We start from the raw sequence: 19,471 nt of genomic DNA, 5'->3' as shown, positions 1-19,471 counted from the left end.
GCAGACGCAAAAGCCCCCTCTGGAGGGCCTAAACAGGGGATTTTGCGTCTGCTCGCGAGAGAAAGGGGACCGCCATGAGCCTGCGGGTGGTGCAGTGGGCAACGGGATCGGTGGGGGTGGCCGCGATCAGAGGGGTGCTCGAGCATCCCGAACTCGAACTCGTCGGTTGCTGGGTGCATTCGGCGGCCAAGAACGGCAAGGACGTCGGCGAGATCATCGGCGGCCCGGCGCTGGGTGTCACCGCGACCAGTGACATCGACGACATCCTGACGCTCGACGCCGACGCGGTGATCTACGCGCCGTTGCTGCCCAGCGTCGACGAAGTGGCGGCGTTGCTGCGCTCGGGCAAGAACGTCGTCACGCCGCTGGGGTGGTTCTACCCGACCGAAAAAGACGCCGCCCCACTGGAAGTCGCCGCACAGGCCGGCAACACCACGCTGCACGGCGCCGGCATCGGCCCCGGCGCCGCCACCGAGCTGTTCCCCCTGCTGCTGTCAGTGATGTCCACCGGTGTGACTTTCGTTCGCGCCGAAGAGTTTTCCGACCTGCGTACGTACGGCGCTCCGGACGTGCTGCGCTACGTGATGGGATTTGGCGGCACCCCGGACAGCGCGCTGACCGGGCCGATGCAGAAGCTGCTCAACGGTGGCTTCTTCCAGTCGGTGCGGCTGTGCGTGGACAAGCTGGGCTTCGCCGCCGATCCCGAGATTCGTCCGTCGCAGGAGGTGGCCGTCGCGACGGCGCCCATCGACTCGCCGATCGGGGTGATCGAGCCCGGGCAAGTGGCCGGACGCCGGTTCCACTGGGAGGCGCTCGTCGGCGACACTCCGGTTGTCCAGATCACCGTCAACTGGCTGATGGGCGAGGAAAACCTCGACCCCCCATGGTCTTTCGGACCCGCCGGCGAGCGTTACGAGATCGAGGTGCGGGGTAACCCGGACACCTTCGTCACCATCAAGGGATGGCAGCCCGACAGCGTGCAGGCCGGGCTGGTCAGCAATCCCGGCATCGTGGCGACCGCGGCGCACTGCGTCAACGCGGTGCCGGCAACCTGCGCCGCGCCGGCGGGAATCCAGAGTTTCTTCGATCTGCCGCTCATCACCGGCCGGGCCGCACCCGGGCTGGCGCGCGAGAACAAAGGGGTCTGATGTCAAAGTCGGTTGTAGTGCAGCAGTCGCGTGCGATACCCATCTCGGTCGAGGACGCATTCGCCGGGACGATGCCGATATCGCTGCCGGTCATCTGCGCGCAGTGGTACGGAATCATCCCACCCATCAAGGAGGTGCGCGACCAGGTCGGTGACTGGGACTCGGCCGGTCAGACCCGGACCATCCTGATGGTCGGCGGCGGCCGGGTGCGCGAGAAATTGACCAGCGTCGACCCGCCGCAGTCGTTCGGCTACACGCTCTCCGACATCAACGGACCGCTGGCCACGCTGGTGGGCTCGGTGGACGGCGTCTGGTCGTTCACCCCGGCCGGCACCGGTACCAGGGTGACTTGGCAGTGGACCCTGCATCCGAAGTCGTCGGCTTCGGCGTTGCTGCTGCCGGTGTTCGCCAAGATGTGGAGGGGCTACGCGCGCGTGGTGCTCGAGAAGCTGTCCGCGCAACTGGTGACCGACTAAGCCGGCCATGTGTCGACTCTTCGGCTTGCATGCCGGCACCGAAGTCGTGACCGCGACGTTCTGGTTGCTCGAAGCGCCGGACAGTCTTGCCCGACAGAGCCGCAAGAACCCCGACGGCACCGGCCTCGGAGTGTTCGACGAACACGGCCGTCCGCAGCTGCACAAGGAGCCGGTAGCGGCCTGGCAGGACGCGACGTTCGCCACCGAGGCGCACCGACTCGATGGCACCACCTTCATCGCCCATGTCCGGTATGCGACGACGGGGTCACTCGATGTGCGCAACACCCACCCGTTCCTGCAGGACGGCAGGATCTTCGCGCACAACGGCATGATCGAGGGGCTCGAGACGGTCGATGAGCGGCTTCGCGAGCTCGGCGCCGACCACCTGGTGCTCGGCCAGACCGACTCCGAGCGGATATTCGCGCTGATCACCGCCGGCATCCGCGCCCACGGCGGCGACGTCTCGGCAGGTGTGGTGGAGGCCGTCAGCTGGCTCGCCGACAAGGTGCCCGTCTATGCCGTCAACCTGCTGCTGTGCATGGGCACCAAGATGTGGGCCCTGCGCTACCCCGACACCCATCAGCTGTTCATGCTGGACCGACGAGTAGACGGGGTACCCGATTTCGACATGAGCACCAGCAGGATTCACGCGCAGTGCCAGACGCTGACCGAGCGGTCCTCAGTGGTGTTCGCGACCGAACCGATGGACGACGACCCGCGGTGGTGCCTGCTCGACCCGGGTGAGTTGGTCTACGTCGACGCGGCTCTGGACATCAGCCGCACGATGGTGCTGCCCGACCCGCCGCGGCAGCTGGTGCGCAGGGACGATCTGAGTCAGCCGGTCTTCCGTGCGCAGCACGCTCTTCCCGGAACCCGGCACCGGCCATGACGTTCCGACGGGCACTGGTGCTGGCGGGCGGCGGGGTTGCGGGAATCGCCTGGGAGACAGGCATTCTGCGGGGAATCGCCGACGAGTCGCCGGTGGCCGCTCGGTTGCTGCTGGAATCCGACGTCCTGGTGGGCACGTCGGCGGGTTCGACGGTTGCGGCACAGATCAGCAGCGGCTGTTCTCTGGAGGAGCTCTTCGATCGGCAGGTCGCCGAGGCCTCCGCCGAACTGGACCCCGGTGTCGACATCGATGAGATCACCGAGTTGTTCCTGGACGCGCTACGCGAACCGCGCACTCCTGGCTGGGACCGGACCAGGGGGCGCCTGCAGCGGATCGGCGCCGTGGCGCTGACCACCGCCACCGTTTCAGAAGCCGTCCGGCGCCAGGTGATCGCCGCACGCCTACCGTCGCACGAATGGCCGAACCGCGTCCTGCGGATCGTCGCAATCGACACGGCGACAGGCGAATTGGTGGTTTTCGAAGGAAACTCCGGAGCTGGATTGGTCGATGCGGTGGCTGCCAGTTGCGCGGTGCCCGGGGCGTGGCCGCCGGTGACGATCGGCGACCGTCGGTATATGGATGGTGGCGTGCGCAGTTCGGTCAATGTCGACGTCGCCGCCGACTGTGACGCGGCCGTGGTGTTGGTGCCCGCGGGCGCCGACGCCCCGTCGCCATTCGGCCCCGGGCCGGCCGGCGAGATCGCGGCCTTCGCCGGTGAAACGTGCAGCGTCTTCGCCGACGAGGAATCACTCGCTGCGTTCGGCGCCAACCCGCTGGATCCGCGCTGTCGGATCGGTTCGGCTCAAGCCGGCCGTGCGCAGGGTCGTCGGGAAGCCGAAGCCGTCGCGCGATTCCTCGGCGCCTGATCAACCCGGCGCTACGCAGCCTTGCGGTCGGTCAGGCGATGACCCGTAGAGGTGCCGAAATTCTTGCAGACTGACGACCAATATCGCCGGATGATTTGACGAATTGCCGGTCCCGGATACGAACTGGTTGCTCTGCGTGGAGTGTCCGATAATTCGCACCTCCCCCGCCGTCAGCGCTCCCGCGCGGGATGAAGCTCGACCGCTGCCATTATCAGTGGTGCGTTATTGCTGATCTTTGTGGAGCGAACGTGACGCCTGCGGATTTCATTGACAGACAGCGAGGCCGAAAGCCGTCGCTGAATGCGTCCGCAGGCACCACGTCGTTGGCGGATCGGAGCGCTGGGCGATCCCACTTATTAATTCTGCTGCGATATCAACCGCTCCGATCCACCATTTGTCGAACGCTCGCGTCCAGGGGGTCGACCGGCCGTTAGCCGCTGCTGCCGGCTTGGCCCGCGGTGCCGTCGGCACCGTCACCTCCGGCGCTGCCGGTGGTGCCGGCGACGCCGGCCACGCCGGTACCAGCCTGGCCACCGGTGCCGGCAGCTCCGGCCGCTCCGCCAACGCCGCCTGTGCCTCCGGAACCACCCGCGCCCAGGGCGCCACCGGCGCCCCCGGCGCCGGCGCCGCCGCCCCCGGAAGCGCCGCCCTTGCCGCCATTGCCGCCGTTGCCGCCCAGTGCCCCGGGAGCGCCGTTGCCGCCGTTGCCGCCGTTGCCGCCGTCACCGTTCGTGGTGATGGGGCCGAGGGCTGGACTGCTGGTGCCGCCGCCGGCGCCACCGGCGCCACCTACGCCGCCATCAGCGCCGGTGCCACCGGCCCCGCCCGCGCCACCGGCGCCCCCGGCACCGCCCGCGCCACCATTGGACCCGCCGGCGCCACCCAAACCGCCGTGGCCGCCGGACCCACCGGCACCAGCGTTGAAAGCACCGTCGGCCGCGTTGCCGCCGTTACCGCCATTGCCGCCCACCAGGCCATTACCCGGACCGCTACCGCCTGAGCCGAAGTTGACGGTGCCGCCGTTCCCGCCGGCACCACCGGCGGCGCCGTTACCACCCATGCCCACGGGGCCATTGGTGGCATTGCCGCCGTCGCCACCATTGCCGCCGGTGCTGCCGGCGCTACCCTGAACTACGTCGCCGCCCCAGCCGCCGGCACCGCCAGCCCCGAATTCGCCGCCGTTGCCGCCGTTGCCGCCATCGCCGCCCAGCGCCACAGAGTTGAGGCCGGAAGCTGAAGCAGAACCGCCATCGCCGCCATTACCGCCGGGCGCACCAAAACCACCGTTTCCGCCTCGACCACCGTCACCGGCATTAAGGGTGACGTTGTTGCCATTGCTGGACGAGGCCCCGCTGTTGCCCCCATCACCGCCCTGCTGGATAACGACGGGACCTGGGGGCAGCGAGCTGGCGCCATCGCCGCCGGGTCCCCCGGGTACGCCGCCCGGGGTCGAAGCGCCATTCGCTGCGCTCGAGTCCACTGGGATGGGTACGTTGACCCCATCGGCTCCGGCACCGGCGGCCCCGCCGGCCCCGCCGATACCGCCATCGCCGCCGACACCCATGCTTCCCGTCTGACCACCGTTGGCGGCTCCGGCGGCTCCGGGTGCACCGCCGGCGCCACCGATACCGCCGTCACCGCCGTCACCGCCGGTTCCACCGGCCGTGTTGTAGGCGCCGCCCGCGCCGAGTCCGCCGCCGCCGCCGGCTCCGGCGTTGCCACCGCGGCCGCCACCGCCGCCCGAGCCGGCTTTTGCTCCCGCGCCGCCCGCAGCGCCGCCGGCCCCGCCGGTGCCACCAGCACCACCGTCCCCGCCGTTACCGCCGACGTGGCCGTCCACGAGACCCGGCGCGCCGTTGGCGCCCTTGCCTCCGACACCGCCGTCGCCGCCATTCCCGCCGGCGCCCCCGGCGCCACCGTGCCCGTTAACCCCGCCGGGAGCCCCCGCGCCGGCCGCTCCGCCGTCGCCACCGACACCGCCGGCGCCGCCGGCGGTGCCGTCGCCGCCGTCGCCGCCGTCGCCGAACCCGCTGCCACCCGTGCCCCCGTCGCTGCCGTTACCGCCAGCGCCGGCGTCACCACCGTGGCCGCCGCTGCCACCGACTCCAAGGCTGCCCGAGGCGCCGCCGGTGCCACTGCCGGCTGCGCCGCCGAGGCCGCCGGCCCCACCGGCCGCGCCGTCGCCGCCGTCACCGCCTTTTCCGCCGGCTTGGGTGGCAGTGCCTGGTGTGCCGCTCCCACCCTTGCCGCCATGGCCACCGTCGCCACCTGTGCCGCCGGCACCACCGTCGCCGGCCTCGCCCACGGTGCTCCCGGCACCGCCGTTGCCGCCGGCACCGCCGTTGCCGCCGGCACCGCCGTTGCCGCCGTCACCGCCCTGTATGCCGGTGTCACCCGCGGCCCCAATGGCGCCGTCACCACCGTCAGTACCGGCAATTCCATTGCCGCCGCGGCCGCCCACGCCGCCGTTACCACCCGCGCCCTGGATGCCGGCTGCCCCGGCGGTGCCGCCCGCGCTGCTGCCCGCGGCGCCACCGGCTCCACCGGCTCCGCCGTCTCCGCCCCGTCCGCCGATGAATCCGTCCGCTCCGGCGCCTAGGCCGATGCCACCGGCGCTGCCGGCACCGCCGTGTCCGCCGACTCCGCCGATACCGCCGTTACCAGCAGCCCCGCCGCCAAGCGCGGCCCCGCCCAGACCACCTTGACCGCCGGCGCCACCGGCGAAGCCGGAATTGCCCGCAACGCCGGCGCTGACAGCGGCGCCGTTCGCGCCCTGACCACCGGCTCCGCCTGCTCCACCGCTACCACCTCCGGCGGCAGCGCCGCTGGCGCCGTTGCCGCTGAATGCACCGCCGACACCGCCGGCGCCGCGAGCGCCCGCGAGACCACCGGTTCCACCGACACCTCCGGTGCCACCGTCGCCGCCGACGCCGCCGCCACCGTTGCCGCCCACACCGCCGGTGCCGCCGATACCAGCCGCTCCACCGGTGCCGCCGCGGCCGAGTAGCAGCGGGCCGCCGCCGCCGGTTCCACCGTTGCCGCCGTTACCGCCTACGCCACCGGCATCACCGGTGGCGCCGGCAAGAACCGCATTCGTGCCCGCTTCGCCGGTGCCACCCTGGCCGCCGGCACCGCCGGCTCCGCCGTCCATGAACAGCCCGCCGGCGCCACCGCTACCGCCGTTGCCGCCGGTGCCTCCGGGGCCACCCGCACCGGTGGCGCCGATGCCGCCGGCACCGCCCGCGCCCCCGGTACCCACCAGGAATCCGGCGTTACCGCCGTTTCCGCCATTGCCACCGTCGATGCCGCCGACACCGCCGCGCCCACCGGTTCCCCACACCGATGCTGCGTTTCCGCCGTCACCGCCGGTACCTCCGCCGCTGCCGCCGACACCACCGGTGCCGCCATCGCCGAACAACCCCCCGGCGTGTCCACCCACGCCACCGGTGCCACCGCCGGCACCACCGACCCCACCGGAGCCTCCGGACCCGAACACCAGTGCGCCATGCCCGCCGGCGCCACCGGTGCCGCCGACGGCACCTCCTGCTCCACCGGCGCCGCCGGAACCGAAGAACAAGGTGCCGCTTCCACCGGCGCCGCCGTTGGCGCCGATGCCGCCTGCGCCGCCGGTGCCACCGTTGCCGTACAGCCAGCCACCGTTGCCGCCGTAGCCACCGGAAGCACCAGCCCCGCCGGCCCCGCCGGTGCCGCCGCTGCCCAGCAGGCCGGCACTGCCGCCGTTTCCGCCTGGCTGGCCGGCCGTGCCGCCCGCACCGTTGCCGCCATTGCCGAACAACAACCCGCCGTCGCCACCGTTGCCGCCCGGCGTCGTCGCGCTGGCACCGTCACCGAGCAGCGGGCGTCCGAAAAGCAACTGCGTGGGCGCATTGATCAAGTCCAAGACGACGGACTCGGCGCTACTGGCCTCGGCCGACAGGTATGAATCGGCCGCACCGGTCAGGGCCCGCACGAAATGCGCGTGGAACGCCGCCGCCCGCGTGCTCAGCAGCTGATACTGCTGACCGTGCGCACCGAACAAGGCCGCGATTTGCGCTGATACTTCGTCGGTTCCCGCCGCGAGTACTTGAGTGGTCGACAAGGCGGCCGCGGCGTTAGCCGCGTTAATGCCGGAACCGATTCCTGTCAAATCTCCGGCGGCGGTCGACATGAATTCCGGAGAAATTAAGACAAAAGACATGTATCGGCTCCTATCGCGGGGGTGGCAGCGCAATAAACCCAGCAGGACGCTGGGCCGGACCGATGTTAATAGGAGCGGTTGTGCGCCACAAGAAAAATGAGCAAAAATCGCCGTTTGTAAAAGCGCCTGACCATATGTCGCCTTTTGTTTCGACGCTGAGCAGTAGATGGCTTTTGTAAAATTTGCTGTGCAAATGCCGGATTTTGTTGACGCTGTTGAGCAAATACTGATGTTTGTCAGACCTCTCGAGCGCCCGGCCCGAGGTCTCGGCCGACGAGGCGAAGCCGCCGCCGGTCGGTGGGCGCGACGGCGTCCGTGTGCAGTCAGGCAACGCCGTCGTGGCTGGACGGGTCGGCGCCGCGTGTCGCCGGGTAGCCGTGATCGTGGTGGACAAGCCGGCTCGCGGACCGGCCCACCCTTACTGACCTCGCAGCGGCGATCGAAAGTTGAAGAATTGTTGAATCGGTATGTAATGAACGCTTTTCGGCCATTTCGTTGGTTGTGAGGCGGATCCACAGGGTGTTACATCTGGCTGATCGCAGCGCCTGATTCCGAAGTGGCGGACCGCTGTGGGAATTGATTTTCTGATGCCCGGAAAGGAAAACTCCGATGACTTTTGGTGTCACCGCGCGAAATGGCTCGACGCAGCCTGATGCGGTTCCGAGGAGGTACTACCCGGGCCGTCCCGCCCCGATTCCGCAACCGGCGGTCCGGCCCGCCGCGCCGCCGCAGCCGGGCGCGGCGTCACCGATGGTGCGACCGCCGCGGCCGACGGAGCTGACGAAGGTCTCGATCTATCTCGACGAGCCGGCCGACGCCTTCCTCGAATCAGTGCGTACCGCAGCACGTTTCGCCAAACCGCGAGTGGACGCGACGCGCAGTGCGGTCGTGCGGTTGGCACTCACCCGGTTGGCCCAGCAACTCCACCCGTCCGACCTCGTCGCCGAGTTGCAGCGCAAGGCGGCCACCCACACCGGGCCGGGGCGCAAACGCGCCTAGCCGATCGATGGCGGTTCACTGCAGCGACGGACGCCATTCTTCGGGCATATGCACTCATTGCCCGGGCACGGCTCAGCCCTCAATAGCGGGTGTTTGCGCATCTTCGGCGCCAGCATTTTCGAATGCGTCCAGAGCGCGGCTGGCCAGGGCGCGGCCGACGGCGATCACCTCGACCGCGCGGTGGAATTCCAAACTGCGACAAGTGGTGCGCGGCACCTCGATGAGCAGATCCGGCGGATAGGCGGCCAGGGAGTGGCGGGCGAGCGCGGACTGGGCGATGTCGATCGTCCGATTCATCACCTCGAAGCTGCCGAGCCGGGGCACTTCGGGTGCATCCTCGTCGGCTGTGTCGGACGAGTCTGACCAGTCGTCTGGCGACGTCGCACCGAAGCGGCTCAACACCGCTCGCGCCGTCGGCCGGTCCAGCAGCGACTTGGCTGCGTTGGTGTCCAGCAGCGCGGTAGTGCTGCGCATCATGCGGTTTAACCATTCGGCGGTCATCCCCGGCCCCGCGTCACGCGTGGCGCCCGGTTCGCTGCCGTTGAGGCTGACCGCGATGGTCAGATCGGCGTTGACGGCCGCGATCGGCGCCATCGGCAGCGGGTCGAGGATGCCGCCGTCAGCGAGCAGGCGTCCGCCCACCTCGTGCGGAGCGATCACACCGGGAATCGCGATCGAGGCGCGGATCGCCTCGTCGAGGGGGCCCCGCTGGAACCACACCGATTTGCCGGCCAGCAGATCGGTGGCCACGGCCGTGTACGGAACCGACAATTGCTCGATGGTCACCGGGCCAAGAATGTCGCGCACTGCGTCCAGGATCTTTTCCGCCCGCAACACCCCGGCGGCGGTGAGTGAGGGGTCGAGCAGCCGGACAATGGTGCGCTGCGTCAGCGACTTGGCCCAGTCGGCAAGCTCGTTCAGGCGCCCGGCGGCCTGCACTCCGCCCACCAGAGCGCCCATCGACGAGCCGGCGATGCCGACAATCTCATAACCCCGCTCCTGCAACTCCTGGATCACGCCGATGTGGGCGTAGCCGCGGGCGCCGCCACTGCCAAGAGCCAGCGCGACGCGACTTCCCGATGTCGTGTGCGGGCGAAGGGGGATTGGTCCGGACATCTCCACATGGTGATTGTGCTCGGCGACCGGTTGCCTACTGGAACCGGCCGACAGTTTTAGGCAGGCGTGATTTCAAAGCTAACAACCGGGCGCCGATCATCAACCACACTCGCCCCGCCCGGCGGCCTGTGCCGCCACGATCACCGCGGCCTGACGCTCCGGGCCCAGCTCCGCCCAGCGCTTGTTCCAGCTGCCCGCAAAGCCCGGTCCGGAGGTCTGGACCATGGCCAGATACGGCTCGATCTGCGCCTCACCGGTGCCGCCGTGCGCGTCCATCCACAGCTTCGCGGCGTGGCAGGCCTGGAAATACTCCTCTTCAGTCGACTCCGCGGGCGCGTCCACCCGGGTAGTGACGCCGCCGGGGGAGACGCCGATAGCGCCGGGGGGCAGCGAACTGGGTGCGGTCGAGGATCGGGCCGGCGACGAGGTGGTCTTGCCGCCGTCGCCGCCGTGCGAGCAGCCCGCGAGCGCGGCCGCCCAGGCCAGCGGGCCGAGCAGCACTAGCCATCGTCGGTGTCCGCGCACGCGTACCAATCTATGCAACACTATCGGCGTGATGGTGCGGTTCGGGTTTTGCGAGTGTTGTCGGCGCTGACGCGCCGCCGCTTGCCCAAATCCGCTCGACACCTCGGAGTTCTTCCATGGCTATCGCCCTTGCTCGTCCATACCCCGCGCCGCTCGCCCCCAACTCGGGACCGACCCGGCTGCGGGTGCCCGATCTGCTGCACGCCACCGACCAAGCCGCCGACGACGTTCTCAGCGGGCGCTGCGACCACCTGCTGCCAGCAAGCGGTGTGCCACAGACCGAACGGTGGTTCACCCGCATCCACGGCGACGAGGAGCTCGACATCTGGCTGATCAGCTGGGTCCCTGGGCGCGCCACCGAATTGCACGACCACGGCGGGTCGCTCGGAGCCTTGACCGTGCTGTCCGGGTCTCTCAACGAATATCGTTGGGACGGAAGGCAGTTGCGGCGGCGTCGGCTGGATGCCGGTGACCAGGCAGGTTTCCCGCTGGGTTGGGTGCACGACGTGGTGTGGGCTCCGCGCCCGGCGGCCGTCACGGCACCGACACCGGTGGCGCCGACGTTGAGTGTGCACGCCTACTCACCGCCGCTGACCGCCATGTCGTACTACGACGTCACCGAGCGCAACACCCTGCGCCGCCAGCGCACCGAATTGACCGATCAACCGGAAGGGCCGTGATGAGCAGGATCGACCGGGTCCTTCAGGCCGCCCGCGAGCGCTATCGCCGGCTGCCTGCCGAGCAGGTGCCCGCAGCGGTGCGGCGGGGAGCGCTGCTGGTCGACATCAGGCCGGCCGCCCAGCGGGCCCGCGAGGGCGAGGTGCCCGGCGCGTTGGTGATCGAACGCAACGTTCTGGAATGGCGCTGCGACCCGACCAGCGACGCCCGGCTGCCGCAGGCTGTCGGCGACGACGTCGAATGGGTGATCCTGTGTTCGGAGGGATATACCTCGAGCCTGGCCGCAGCGGCGCTGCTGGACCTCGGCCTGCACCGCGCGACCGATGTCGTGGGCGGTTACCACGCGCTGGTTGCCGCGGGCGTGCTGGATTCGGATCGGCCCGTTGAGCCCGTCCTGAACTAGCCGCAGCCCGCCGGCACCGCCGGTGGTGTCGGTTGCCTGGAGTCGTCGAAGGCACGGATCGACCGGTGGCGAGCCGAGCAGACCACCCAACAGTCCACCGGCTCGGCCTGGGCCGGTGGCTACTGCCCGGCTGCGCCGGAGGAGCCGAACAGCGTCCCGCCCTTCCCGCCGGGCCCACCCGGTCCTTGGATACCAGGGATTGCGCCGTTGCCGAGGTTGCCACCGTTGCCGCCGCTGCCGCCGCTGCCGATCAGTTGGGCGTCGCCACCGCTTCCGCCGCGGCCGCCGTCGGCGCCAGCGCCGGGAAACCCTTGCCCGGAGCTGTCTTGCCCGCCGTCGCTGGCGTGGCCGCCCCGGCCGCCGTTGCCGCCATTGCCCAACCAGCCGGCAGTGCCGCCGTTGCCGCCATCACCGCCGTTACCACCATCACCGCCGTTGCCGACGTTGCCGACGTTGTTGTTGCCGCTGGTCCCAGCGGGACCACCCTCGCCTCCGGTGCGGGCGTCTCCGCCGGCGCCGCCCACGCCGCCGTCGCCGGACAGCATGCCCGCGCTTCCACCGTGGCCGCCACGGCCGCCAGCTCCGCTGCCTCCTCCGATGCCGCCGTCTCCACCCGAAGCGGTTCCCTGCGAGACAAATCCGCCGCCACCGCCGCCGCCGCCGGCCCCGCCGGCGCCACCGCCGCCGCCGGCTCCACCGTTACCTGTCAGCCAGGCGCCGCGTCCGCCGGCGCCACCGTTGCCTGCCTGGCCACCCTTCCCGCCGTTGCCACCATCGGCTCCGGGGAATGTCATGCCGCTTGGTGCGCTGCCCGCTTGACCGCCGATCGCAGCGCCGCCGCCGTCCCCACCTGCACCGCCCGCGCCGCCATGGCCGTGCAGCCATCCCGCGCTGCCGCCGGCGCCGCCGTCGCCCGCGTTGCCGGCATCGCCACCGACCCCGCCGTTGCCGCCCCGGAAACCTGACGCGCCGAAGCCGGCCTCGCCGCCGGCTCCGCCACCGCCGCCGTCGCCGGCGGTGCCGCCGTTGCCGACGAGTCCGCCGCCCTGTCCGCCACGGCCGCCGATTCCGCCATGTCCGCCGCTGCCGCCGCTGCCGCCTTGGGTACCGAAACCGTTCTGATTGATGCCGTTGGCCCCGGTCCCTCCTTGTCCACCGGCTCCTCCGGTCCCGCCGTGTCCGCCCTGGCCGAGGATGGAGCCGCCGTTTCCGCCCGCCCCGCCGGCGCCGGCACTGCCGCCGAGTGCGCCGTCGGCCGCGGCACCGGTTCCAGCGCCCACGCCGCCTTGTCCTCCGTCGCCACCCATGCCGCCGCTGCCGCCGTCACCGAAGAGTCCGGCCGCTCCCGCGGCACCGCCGTTGCCACCGTTTCCACCGGCCAGGCCGACCGCACCCAAGGTGCCGGCCCCGCCCGCGCCGCCGTTGCCGCCGTTGCCGTACAGCCACCCCCCAGCGCCGCCGATCCCCCCGTTGGCGCCGGCCCCGCCGGCGCCGCCGTTCCCGCCGGCGCCGATCAGTCCGGCCGCTCCGCCTGCGCCTCCGGCGACTCCTGGCGTGGTCGCGGAATAGCCGTTGCCGCCGTTGCCATACAGCAAGCCGCCGGCTCCGCCGTTGGGGTTGAAAGCGGTTCCATCGGTGCCGTTGCCGATCAGCGGACGCCCCAGCAGCGCTTGGGTGGGCGCATTGATCAGGCTCGAGGGGGCGTTGACGAGGGTCTGAAGCAGCTGCTCGACATTGGTCGCCTCGGCTTGCGCGTAGCCGTCCGCACCGATGCGGATCGCCGCTACCAGCCGTTGGTGCAACAGCGCGGCCTGCGCGCTGACCTGCTGATAGGCCTGGCCGTGGGAGGAGAAGATTGCCGCGATCGCTGCCGACACCTCGTCGCTTGCGGCTGTCGCCAGTGCTGTGGTGGGAGTCAGCGCGGTGATGTCGGCCGCCCGGACTATCGAGCCGACACCAGCCATGTCGGCTGCCGCGGCCATCAGTTCGGAGGGCGACACCAGCAAGTACGACATGTCGTCTCCTGTTCGACAGCGAATGCACCGCATCGCTTGACAAAGGTCGGTCAACACGGCGTATTGCGCCGCTCGATCTCGGGATAGTCGAGCGATGTGAACTGGATTACATTACGTCTGCGGTGATTTTTTGCCAAGCAAATTGCGAAACGGGTGTAGCCGATAAGAGTTGGCGAATAGGTGCGCACGCTTTTCGCACGGAGTCGGCCGGGTGTCGATGTTCAGGTGATGCCGACGGTGCTGGTGTGGCGCTCCGGCCGGATGGGCGGCGCGGCATCGGCGTCGGCGTCGGAAGCTGTGATGGCGGGACGTTCCGACGACATCTGCGATACTAATTACACCGGTGTGCGAAGAATCAGCAATAACGCGGTTGTGTCGAGATTGCCCAGAACGCAATTCTAGAATGAGCGGGCAGCAACTCGACGGGCGTCGATGGAGATAATGGTTCGCAACGCAATCGCCACCAACGGCACGCTTTGCGCTTATCCGTGGCCGGCCGACAACTGCGCCAGCCGAAATGGCGACCATGAACGTCGGGCCGGTCGGCGGCGCCGGTCAGGTCCGCCCTTCCCGACGTTCGGGTTCCGTCGCCGCCGGTACCGCCCGCGCCGCGTGCTCCTCCGTGGCCGGAGGAATTGCGTATTGCGTCGAGCTGCGGCGTCTAGCCCGAGGTGCCGGCCGTCGAGTCCGCGTGCAGCAGCGGCCGCAGCTTCGCTGTCTTGTCCGCCGTCCAACCCGGCGGAGACAGCACCGCGGCCCAGCCGTCGGCGCAGTTAGCGACGTAGCGGTGACCGTGACCGTCGGGTACGTCGACGGCGACCGCCATGTCGGCAGACACCTGCAGAAACGTCACCAGCGGAAACCAGCGCATCTCGGGCACCACGTCGTAGCCCCGCTTCTCGCGCAGCCAGTCCGGCTTGCTGAACAGCAGGTCGGGCGTCCACCAGGCGATCGGGTCGGACGCGTGCTGCAGATACACCACTCGCGGGTGGTTCCAGGCCGCCTTCGGCCGGTCCAGGTTCTCCGGGCGGGCGACAAATCTGACGTTGCGGCCGTCGTCGTAGATCGGCAACCACTCCGGTGAACCTGGGTCGCGGTTGGCCGTCAGCTGCGTCCAGATGGTGTTGTTGAACGTCGGCCCGCTGAACAGGGCGCCGTCGGTTCGGGCCAGCACGTTGTTGATGCTCATGAAGGGCGCCTCACCGCCGAACGAGCCCAGGCTCTCGCCGAACACGACGAGCTTGGGCCGTTTGAACTCCGGCATCTGCCGGATCAGCTTGTCGACCGCCTCGAACAGCGCCTGCCCGGCGTGCCGCGCGTTCTCCTTGTCCACCAGGAACGACAGCCAGCTGGGCAGGAACGAGTACTGCATGCTCACGATCGCGGTGTCGCCGTTGTACATGTACTCCAGCGCCGAGGCTTCCGCCTCGTTGATCCAGCCGGTCCCGGTGGTGGTGGCCACCGCGACGACGGCACGCTGTAATCCACCGGTGCGCAACAACTCCCGGGCCGCGAGGTCGGCCGTCGCGTCGATGTCTTCGGCAGATTTCAGTCCTGCGTAAGCGCGGATCGGTTCGATGGCCGGGGTTCCGTTGAAAGCGGTCAGCTTGCTGAGCGGAGGTCCGCCCTCGACGAAGATCCGGCCCTGATGCCCCAGCGACTCCCACGAGACCAGCGACTCCGGCCCGCCCGATCGCAACCTGGACTTGGGTGCGCTGAAACCAGGGTCCATCTCGTTGTTGACCGCGGCGAAGCTGCCGTTCATCGACCGCATCGCGAATTTGAGGACGACGCCGTTGAGCAGGCTGATAGTGAGCACGATCAGCCCGACCACCACGATCGCGGCCGACACCCGAAACGGTGCGATCCGGTCGACCTGTCTGACCAGGAGAATGACCAGCCGACGGATGAGCTGGCCGATCTCGACCAGCGAGAACAGCACAATCACCCCGAGCGCCGCGGTCAGCGGGTAGTCGTACCACTTCAGGTGCTCGACGCCCATCATGTCGCGCACGTGGTCTTGCCAGACGTGGAACCGGATCGCCATGACGACGACCCCGATCGCGCCGACCAGGATCAGCGGCGGCCAGACCCATGGCGGCGCCGGGGGACTGGTGTTCTGCGAGCGCATGTAGCGGACCAGCCAGACGGCGAACACGCCCAGCCCGTAGCCGATGGCCCCAGAGCAGCCGCTAACCACTCCCTGAAACAAGGGACCGCGCGGCAGCAGTGACGGGGTGAGGGACAACCACACGAAGATCAGGCCGACCAGGGTCCCGGTGTAGGTGTAGTGGCGGACCCACCAGCGGCCGCGATACCGATGCCACCAGGGTGCATTTTCGGCGACGTCGGTGGTTTCCGCCGCGTCCTGCTCGCCGGCTTCGGCGGTCGGGGTCTTGGTCATCGGTGGGTGAAGTCGGGCGGGCGCTTCTCGATGAAGGCCGTCATCCCCTCGGACTGGTCGTCGGTGGCGAATGTCGAGTGGAACAGCCTGCGCTCGTAGAGCAGCCCTTCGGCCAGCGTCGATTCGAAGGCGCGGTTGACGGCCTCCTTGGCCATCTGGGCCGACGGCAGCGACATCTGCGAGATGGTCGTCGCCACGGCTTTGGCTTCGGTGAGCAGGTCGTCGGCGGGCACCAGGCGCGAAACCAGGCCGCTGCGTTCGGCTTCCGCGGCGTCGATGGTGCGCCCGGTGAGAATGAGATCCATCGCTTTGGCCTTGCCGATGGCCCTGGTCAGCCGCTGCGACCCGCCCATCCCGGGAATGACGCCCAGCTTGATCTCCGGTTGGCCGAATTTCGCGGTGTCGGCAGCGATCAGCAGATCGCACATCATCGCCAACTCGCAGCCACCGCCCAGGGCGTACCCGGCGACGGCCGCTATCGTCGGCGTGCGCACCGCGGCCAGCCTGCTCCAAGGGGCGAAGAAATCAGCGCCGAAGGCGTCGGCGAACGTCAGCCCCGCCATTTCCTTGATGTCGGCACCGGCGGCGAACGCCTTGGCCGAACCGGTGATGATGATCGCCCCAATGCCTGGGTCTTCGTCCAATTCTGTTGCCGCGCTGGTGACTTCGTTCATCACCTGGCTGTTCAGTGCGTTCAGCGCCGTCGGTCGGTTCAGCGTGATGATGCCGACCCGCTCCTCGCGTTCGACCAGAATGGTTTCGTAAGCCATGCGTTCCTCCTAGAATTCCAGGTCGTCGTCGACGGGCGCGAAATAGGCCGCGACGTCGGCCACCGTGACGTCGTCGAGCGATGCCGGTTTCCACTTCGGATTGCGGTCCTTGTCGACCAGTTGCGCGCGAATGCCTTCCACCAGATCGTGGGAGCGGAGCGAGGCGCTTGAGACTCGATAGTCCTGTACCAGAACGTCTTCCAGCGTTTCGAGGTCGGTGGCGCGACGTACCGCCTCGAAGGTGACCGACAGGGCGACGGGGGAGCGGGTGGCGATCAGGTCGGCGGCGTCATTGGCCGGCCCGGCGTCATGATCTCTCAAGGCCGCCACAATGTCGATCACACTGTCGGCCGAGTAGCATTCGTCGATCCATTCTCGTTGTGCCGCAAGCTCGCTCGGCGGGGGCTCGATTGCGTGCCGGGCGAGTGCACCTTCCACGCCGTTGGCTGCGACGGCCGCGGTGAACGCGTCGAGTTCGCTGTGCGGCACGTAGTGATCGGCGAATCCCAGCGCGATGGCGTCGGCGCCGTTGAACGGCGCTCCGGTGAGGGCCGCGTGCAGGCCCAGTTTACCGGGGGCGCGGGACAGCAGGTACATCCCGCCGACGTCGGGGATGAACCCGATACCGACCTCGGGCATCGCGACCTTCGAGGTGTCCGTCACCACGCGGGTGTTGGCGTGGGCGCTGACGCCGACGCCACCGCCCATCACGATGCCGTCCATCACGGCAACATAGGGCTTGGCGAACCGGCCGATCAGACCATTCATCAGGTACTCGTCGCGCCAGAAGCGGCGCGCGTCGGCCCCGTCCTTGCGCGCGCTGCGATAGATGGCCACCACGTCGCCGCCGGCGCACAATCCGCGCTCACCGGCCCCGGTGAGCACCACCGCACGCACGGCCTCGTCGCGTCCCCACCGGATCAGAACGGTGCTGAGCAGGTCCACCATCGTCTGGTTCAGCGAATTGATGGCCTTGGGCCGGTTGAGCGTCACGTAGCCGACGCCGTCGACGACGCGGGTCAGGACTTCGTCGGATTCCCCTGTCACGGCCCCTTCAGCAACCCCAGTCATGCGTTCGTCTCCCCTTCGCCGCAATCCGCTCGGAGCCGGTCACTTGGCCCATGAGTTTGACGAGCAATCTAGATCGTTACTCGCCCGGCGATCCCCGCGGGTCTAAGGTTTAGGGTGATCCGGGCGAGCTATACGGGTCCCTGACTGACCACGAAACGCCAGCTCCGCCGGGAACTCGGGCGGACCACCACTCGTTGAGCGATTGTTCGCACGTTCGAAGCCATAGTCATTGAGAGAGGATCCGACGGTGCGGGAGACAAGTAACCCGGTATTTCGTTCGCTACCCAAGCAGGCGGGCGGATACGCGCAATTCGGCCCCGGCGTGCAGTCGGGCTACCCGGCCGACCCCTACGCTCCCTACCAGCAGGGTCGTGAGGCTCGTGTCTCGCGCCCGCTGACCATCGACGATGTCGTCACCAAGACCGGCCTGACGCTGGCCATGCTGTCGACGACCGCCATCGTCTCCTACTTCCTGGTTGCGACCAACCTGAAGCTGGCGATGCCGCTGACAATGGTCGGTGCGTTCGGCGGTCTGGCGCTGGTGTTGATCGCGACGTTCGGTCGCAAGCAGGACAACCCGGCGATCGTGCTCAGCTACGCGGCGCTTGAGGGTCTGTTCCTGGGCGCCATCTCGTTCCTGCTCGCCAACTTCTCGGTGGGCTCCGCCAATGCCGGTGTACTGATCGGCGAGGCGGTGCTCGGCACGCTCGGGGTGTTCTTCGGCATGCTGGTCGTCTACAAGACCGGTGCGATTCGGGTGACCCCGAAGTTCACCCGGATGCTGGTCGCGGCGATGTTCGGCGTGCTGGTGCTGATGCTCGGCAACTTCGTGCTGGCGATGTTCCACGTCGGCGGCGGCGAGGGTCTGGGTCTGCGCAGCGCCGGCCCCGTCGGGATCATCTTCTCGTTGGTATGCATCGGTATCGCAGCTTTCAGCTTCCTCATCGACTTCGACGCGGCTGACCAGATGATCCGCGCGGGTGCGCCGGAGAAGGCCGCTTGGGGCATTGCCCTGGGCCTGACCGTGACGCTGGTGTGGTTGTACCTGGAGATCCTGCGTCTGCTGAGTTACCTGCAGAACGACTAGCCCCTCGACGGGCAAAGCCGGCACGCCTTCTTGGTGTGCCGGCTTTTCCCTGTGGGGTGGCGGGTGTCGGGCGTTGGGGGGTTGGAATCTGGCGCGCCGCACCGCTGCGTGGGGTGCGGCGCGGTGCGGTGCGGAGTCTGCGTTGTGGGTCTGGTGCGGCGTTGAATCTGCGATGGAGGTGGGGTGCACTCGAAGTTCGTCGCCCTAGGCGCAGCGCCGACCTTTGGTCAGGGCGTCCCAGGCGCACTGTACCCGTCGAATAACGTCGCTGGGCCGGTGGCGGCCGACTACCCGGATGACGGTCCAGCCGATCCGTTGCAGATACTCCTGCCGGTCGACATCCGAGGCGTACTGGGCGGGGTCGGTCCAATACTGGTCGCCGTCGTATTCCGCGGCAAGCCTGATGTCCTCCCAGCCTATGTCGAGGAAGTAGCGGGGAAACCCGTGCCGGCCCATCACGGGTAGCTGAGTCCGGGGCTTGGGGAAACCAGCATTGACCAACAGCAACCGCAGCCAGGTCTCCTTCGGCGATTGCGCCCCTGCGTCGACCAATTGCAGTGCGGCCTCCAATTGGCGGAGGCCCCCTACATGCCGATGATCAGCGGCCAATTCACCGACATCGGGCACCTTGAAGCCCGTCGCGGCAGCGAGCGCATCGAGATTGGCGACGGCGCGAACCAACGTCCCGCGCCGGCCGACATCGAACGCCGTACGCTCCGGCGTCGTCACCGGCGTGTCGTTGAGCAATTGGGTTTCCCCGTCCCGCAGCAGTTCGTCACGCGTGATGACGTGCTGGGGTGCTCTCGCGTTGCGCCAGATCAATTCG

Annotated in this window: 17 protein-coding genes; 9 read left to right on the top strand and 8 right to left on the bottom strand. The window is 69.0% G+C overall.

Annotated features, from left to right (window positions below):
* Positions 1 to 74: 74 nt before the first annotated feature.
* Genes JX552_RS24390 through JX552_RS24375 form a run of 4 tightly spaced genes read left to right on the top strand, consistent with a single transcriptional unit; the run spans position 75 to position 3,379 of the window.
* Complete coding sequence (locus JX552_RS24390; RefSeq protein WP_205874395.1) at positions 75 to 1,148, top strand: NAD(P)H-dependent amine dehydrogenase family protein; 1,074 nt, start codon at positions 75 to 77, stop codon at positions 1,146 to 1,148.
* Positions 1,148 to 1,624: an SRPBCC family protein gene (locus tag JX552_RS24385; RefSeq protein ID WP_205874394.1), complete on the top strand. Its 477-nt coding sequence runs from the start codon at positions 1,148 to 1,150 to the stop codon at positions 1,622 to 1,624. Before JX552_RS24390 ends, JX552_RS24385 begins: the two co-directional genes overlap by 1 nt.
* Positions 1,625 to 1,631: 7 nt before the next feature.
* Entirely contained in the window at positions 1,632 to 2,513 is an 882-nt protein-coding gene (locus tag JX552_RS24380; protein WP_205874393.1) for a class II glutamine amidotransferase, read from the top strand.
* Positions 2,510 to 3,379: a patatin-like phospholipase family protein gene (locus tag JX552_RS24375; RefSeq protein ID WP_205874392.1), complete on the top strand. Its 870-nt coding sequence runs from the start codon at positions 2,510 to 2,512 to the stop codon at positions 3,377 to 3,379. The genes JX552_RS24380 and JX552_RS24375 overlap by 4 nt, the downstream gene beginning before the upstream one ends.
* A gap of 430 nt (positions 3,380 to 3,809) precedes the next feature.
* Here the strand turns inward: JX552_RS24375 and JX552_RS24370 are convergent, their stop codons facing one another.
* Positions 3,810 to 7,577, bottom strand: a complete 3,768-nt coding sequence (locus tag JX552_RS24370) for a PE family protein (RefSeq protein WP_205874391.1) — start codon at positions 7,575 to 7,577, stop codon at positions 3,810 to 3,812.
* A 233-nt stretch (positions 7,578 to 7,810) separates the two neighbouring features.
* Here JX552_RS24370 and JX552_RS24365 point away from each other — a divergent pair, with 233 nt between their 5' ends.
* Together JX552_RS24365 and JX552_RS24360 are read left to right on the top strand one after the other, a co-directional pair.
* Complete coding sequence (locus tag JX552_RS24365; RefSeq protein WP_205874390.1) at positions 7,811 to 8,002, top strand: hypothetical protein; 192 nt, start codon at positions 7,811 to 7,813, stop codon at positions 8,000 to 8,002.
* A gap of 184 nt (positions 8,003 to 8,186) precedes the next feature.
* On the top strand, positions 8,187 to 8,576 hold the full coding sequence (locus JX552_RS24360; RefSeq protein ID WP_205874389.1) for a hypothetical protein: 390 nt from the start codon (positions 8,187 to 8,189) through the stop codon (positions 8,574 to 8,576).
* Positions 8,577 to 8,648: 72 nt separating this feature from the next.
* On the opposite strand, the gene JX552_RS24355 is transcribed toward JX552_RS24360, so the two are convergent.
* Together JX552_RS24355 and JX552_RS24350 are read right to left on the bottom strand one after the other, a co-directional pair.
* Positions 8,649 to 9,692 carry a patatin-like phospholipase family protein gene (locus JX552_RS24355; protein WP_205874388.1) on the bottom strand — a complete coding sequence of 348 codons (1,044 nt, stop codon included), beginning with the start codon at positions 9,690 to 9,692 and terminating at the stop codon, positions 8,649 to 8,651.
* Between the two features lie 99 nt (positions 9,693 to 9,791).
* A complete protein-coding gene (locus JX552_RS24350) occupies positions 9,792 to 10,226 on the bottom strand; it encodes a lipoprotein LpqV (protein WP_205878661.1) in 435 nt (144 codons plus the stop codon).
* 107 nt (positions 10,227 to 10,333) lie between these two features.
* Here JX552_RS24350 and JX552_RS24345 point away from each other — a divergent pair, with 107 nt between their 5' ends.
* A complete protein-coding gene (locus JX552_RS24345) occupies positions 10,334 to 10,897 on the top strand; it encodes a cysteine dioxygenase (RefSeq protein ID WP_205874387.1) in 564 nt (187 codons plus the stop codon).
* Positions 10,897 to 11,298, top strand: a complete 402-nt coding sequence (locus tag JX552_RS24340; protein ID WP_205874386.1) for a rhodanese-like domain-containing protein — start codon at positions 10,897 to 10,899, stop codon at positions 11,296 to 11,298. The genes JX552_RS24345 and JX552_RS24340 overlap by 1 nt, the downstream gene beginning before the upstream one ends.
* A 119-nt stretch (positions 11,299 to 11,417) precedes the next feature.
* Here the strand turns inward: JX552_RS24340 and JX552_RS24335 are convergent, their stop codons facing one another.
* The 4 genes from JX552_RS24335 to JX552_RS24320 all read right to left on the bottom strand — a co-directional run bounded on the left by JX552_RS24335 (position 11,418) and on the right by JX552_RS24320 (position 17,534).
* Positions 11,418 to 13,313, bottom strand: a complete 1,896-nt coding sequence (locus JX552_RS24335) for a PE family protein (RefSeq protein ID WP_205874385.1) — start codon at positions 13,311 to 13,313, stop codon at positions 11,418 to 11,420.
* A 661-nt stretch (positions 13,314 to 13,974) separates the two neighbouring features.
* Positions 13,975 to 15,717 (bottom strand): alpha/beta hydrolase, encoded by a 1,743-nt coding sequence (locus JX552_RS24330; RefSeq protein ID WP_205874384.1) that lies wholly within the window; start codon positions 15,715 to 15,717, stop codon positions 13,975 to 13,977.
* A complete protein-coding gene (locus tag JX552_RS24325; RefSeq protein WP_205874383.1) occupies positions 15,714 to 16,487 on the bottom strand; it encodes an enoyl-CoA hydratase in 774 nt (257 codons plus the stop codon). The genes JX552_RS24330 and JX552_RS24325 overlap by 4 nt, the downstream gene beginning before the upstream one ends.
* A gap of 9 nt (positions 16,488 to 16,496) precedes the next feature.
* Positions 16,497 to 17,534: an enoyl-CoA hydratase/isomerase family protein gene (locus tag JX552_RS24320; RefSeq protein WP_205878660.1), complete on the bottom strand. Its 1,038-nt coding sequence runs from the start codon at positions 17,532 to 17,534 to the stop codon at positions 16,497 to 16,499.
* 271 nt (positions 17,535 to 17,805) lie between these two features.
* Between JX552_RS24320 and JX552_RS24315 the strand changes: the two genes are divergently transcribed.
* A complete protein-coding gene (locus JX552_RS24315; RefSeq protein ID WP_205874382.1) occupies positions 17,806 to 18,645 on the top strand; it encodes a Bax inhibitor-1/YccA family protein in 840 nt (279 codons plus the stop codon).
* A 204-nt stretch (positions 18,646 to 18,849) separates the two neighbouring features.
* Here the strand turns inward: JX552_RS24315 and JX552_RS24310 are convergent, their stop codons facing one another.
* Positions 18,850 to 19,467 carry an endonuclease domain-containing protein gene (locus JX552_RS24310; RefSeq protein ID WP_241010701.1) on the bottom strand — a complete coding sequence of 206 codons (618 nt, stop codon included), beginning with the start codon at positions 19,465 to 19,467 and terminating at the stop codon, positions 18,850 to 18,852.
* Positions 19,468 to 19,471: the final 4 nt, after the last annotated feature.

The organism is Mycobacterium gordonae (genome assembly GCF_017086405.1).
In the GTDB taxonomy this organism is placed as follows: Bacteria; Actinomycetota; Actinomycetes; order Mycobacteriales; family Mycobacteriaceae; genus Mycobacterium; species Mycobacterium gordonae_D.
The sequence above is the reverse complement of the archived record's forward strand: the minus strand, read 5'-3'. Positions and strand labels throughout refer to the sequence as shown.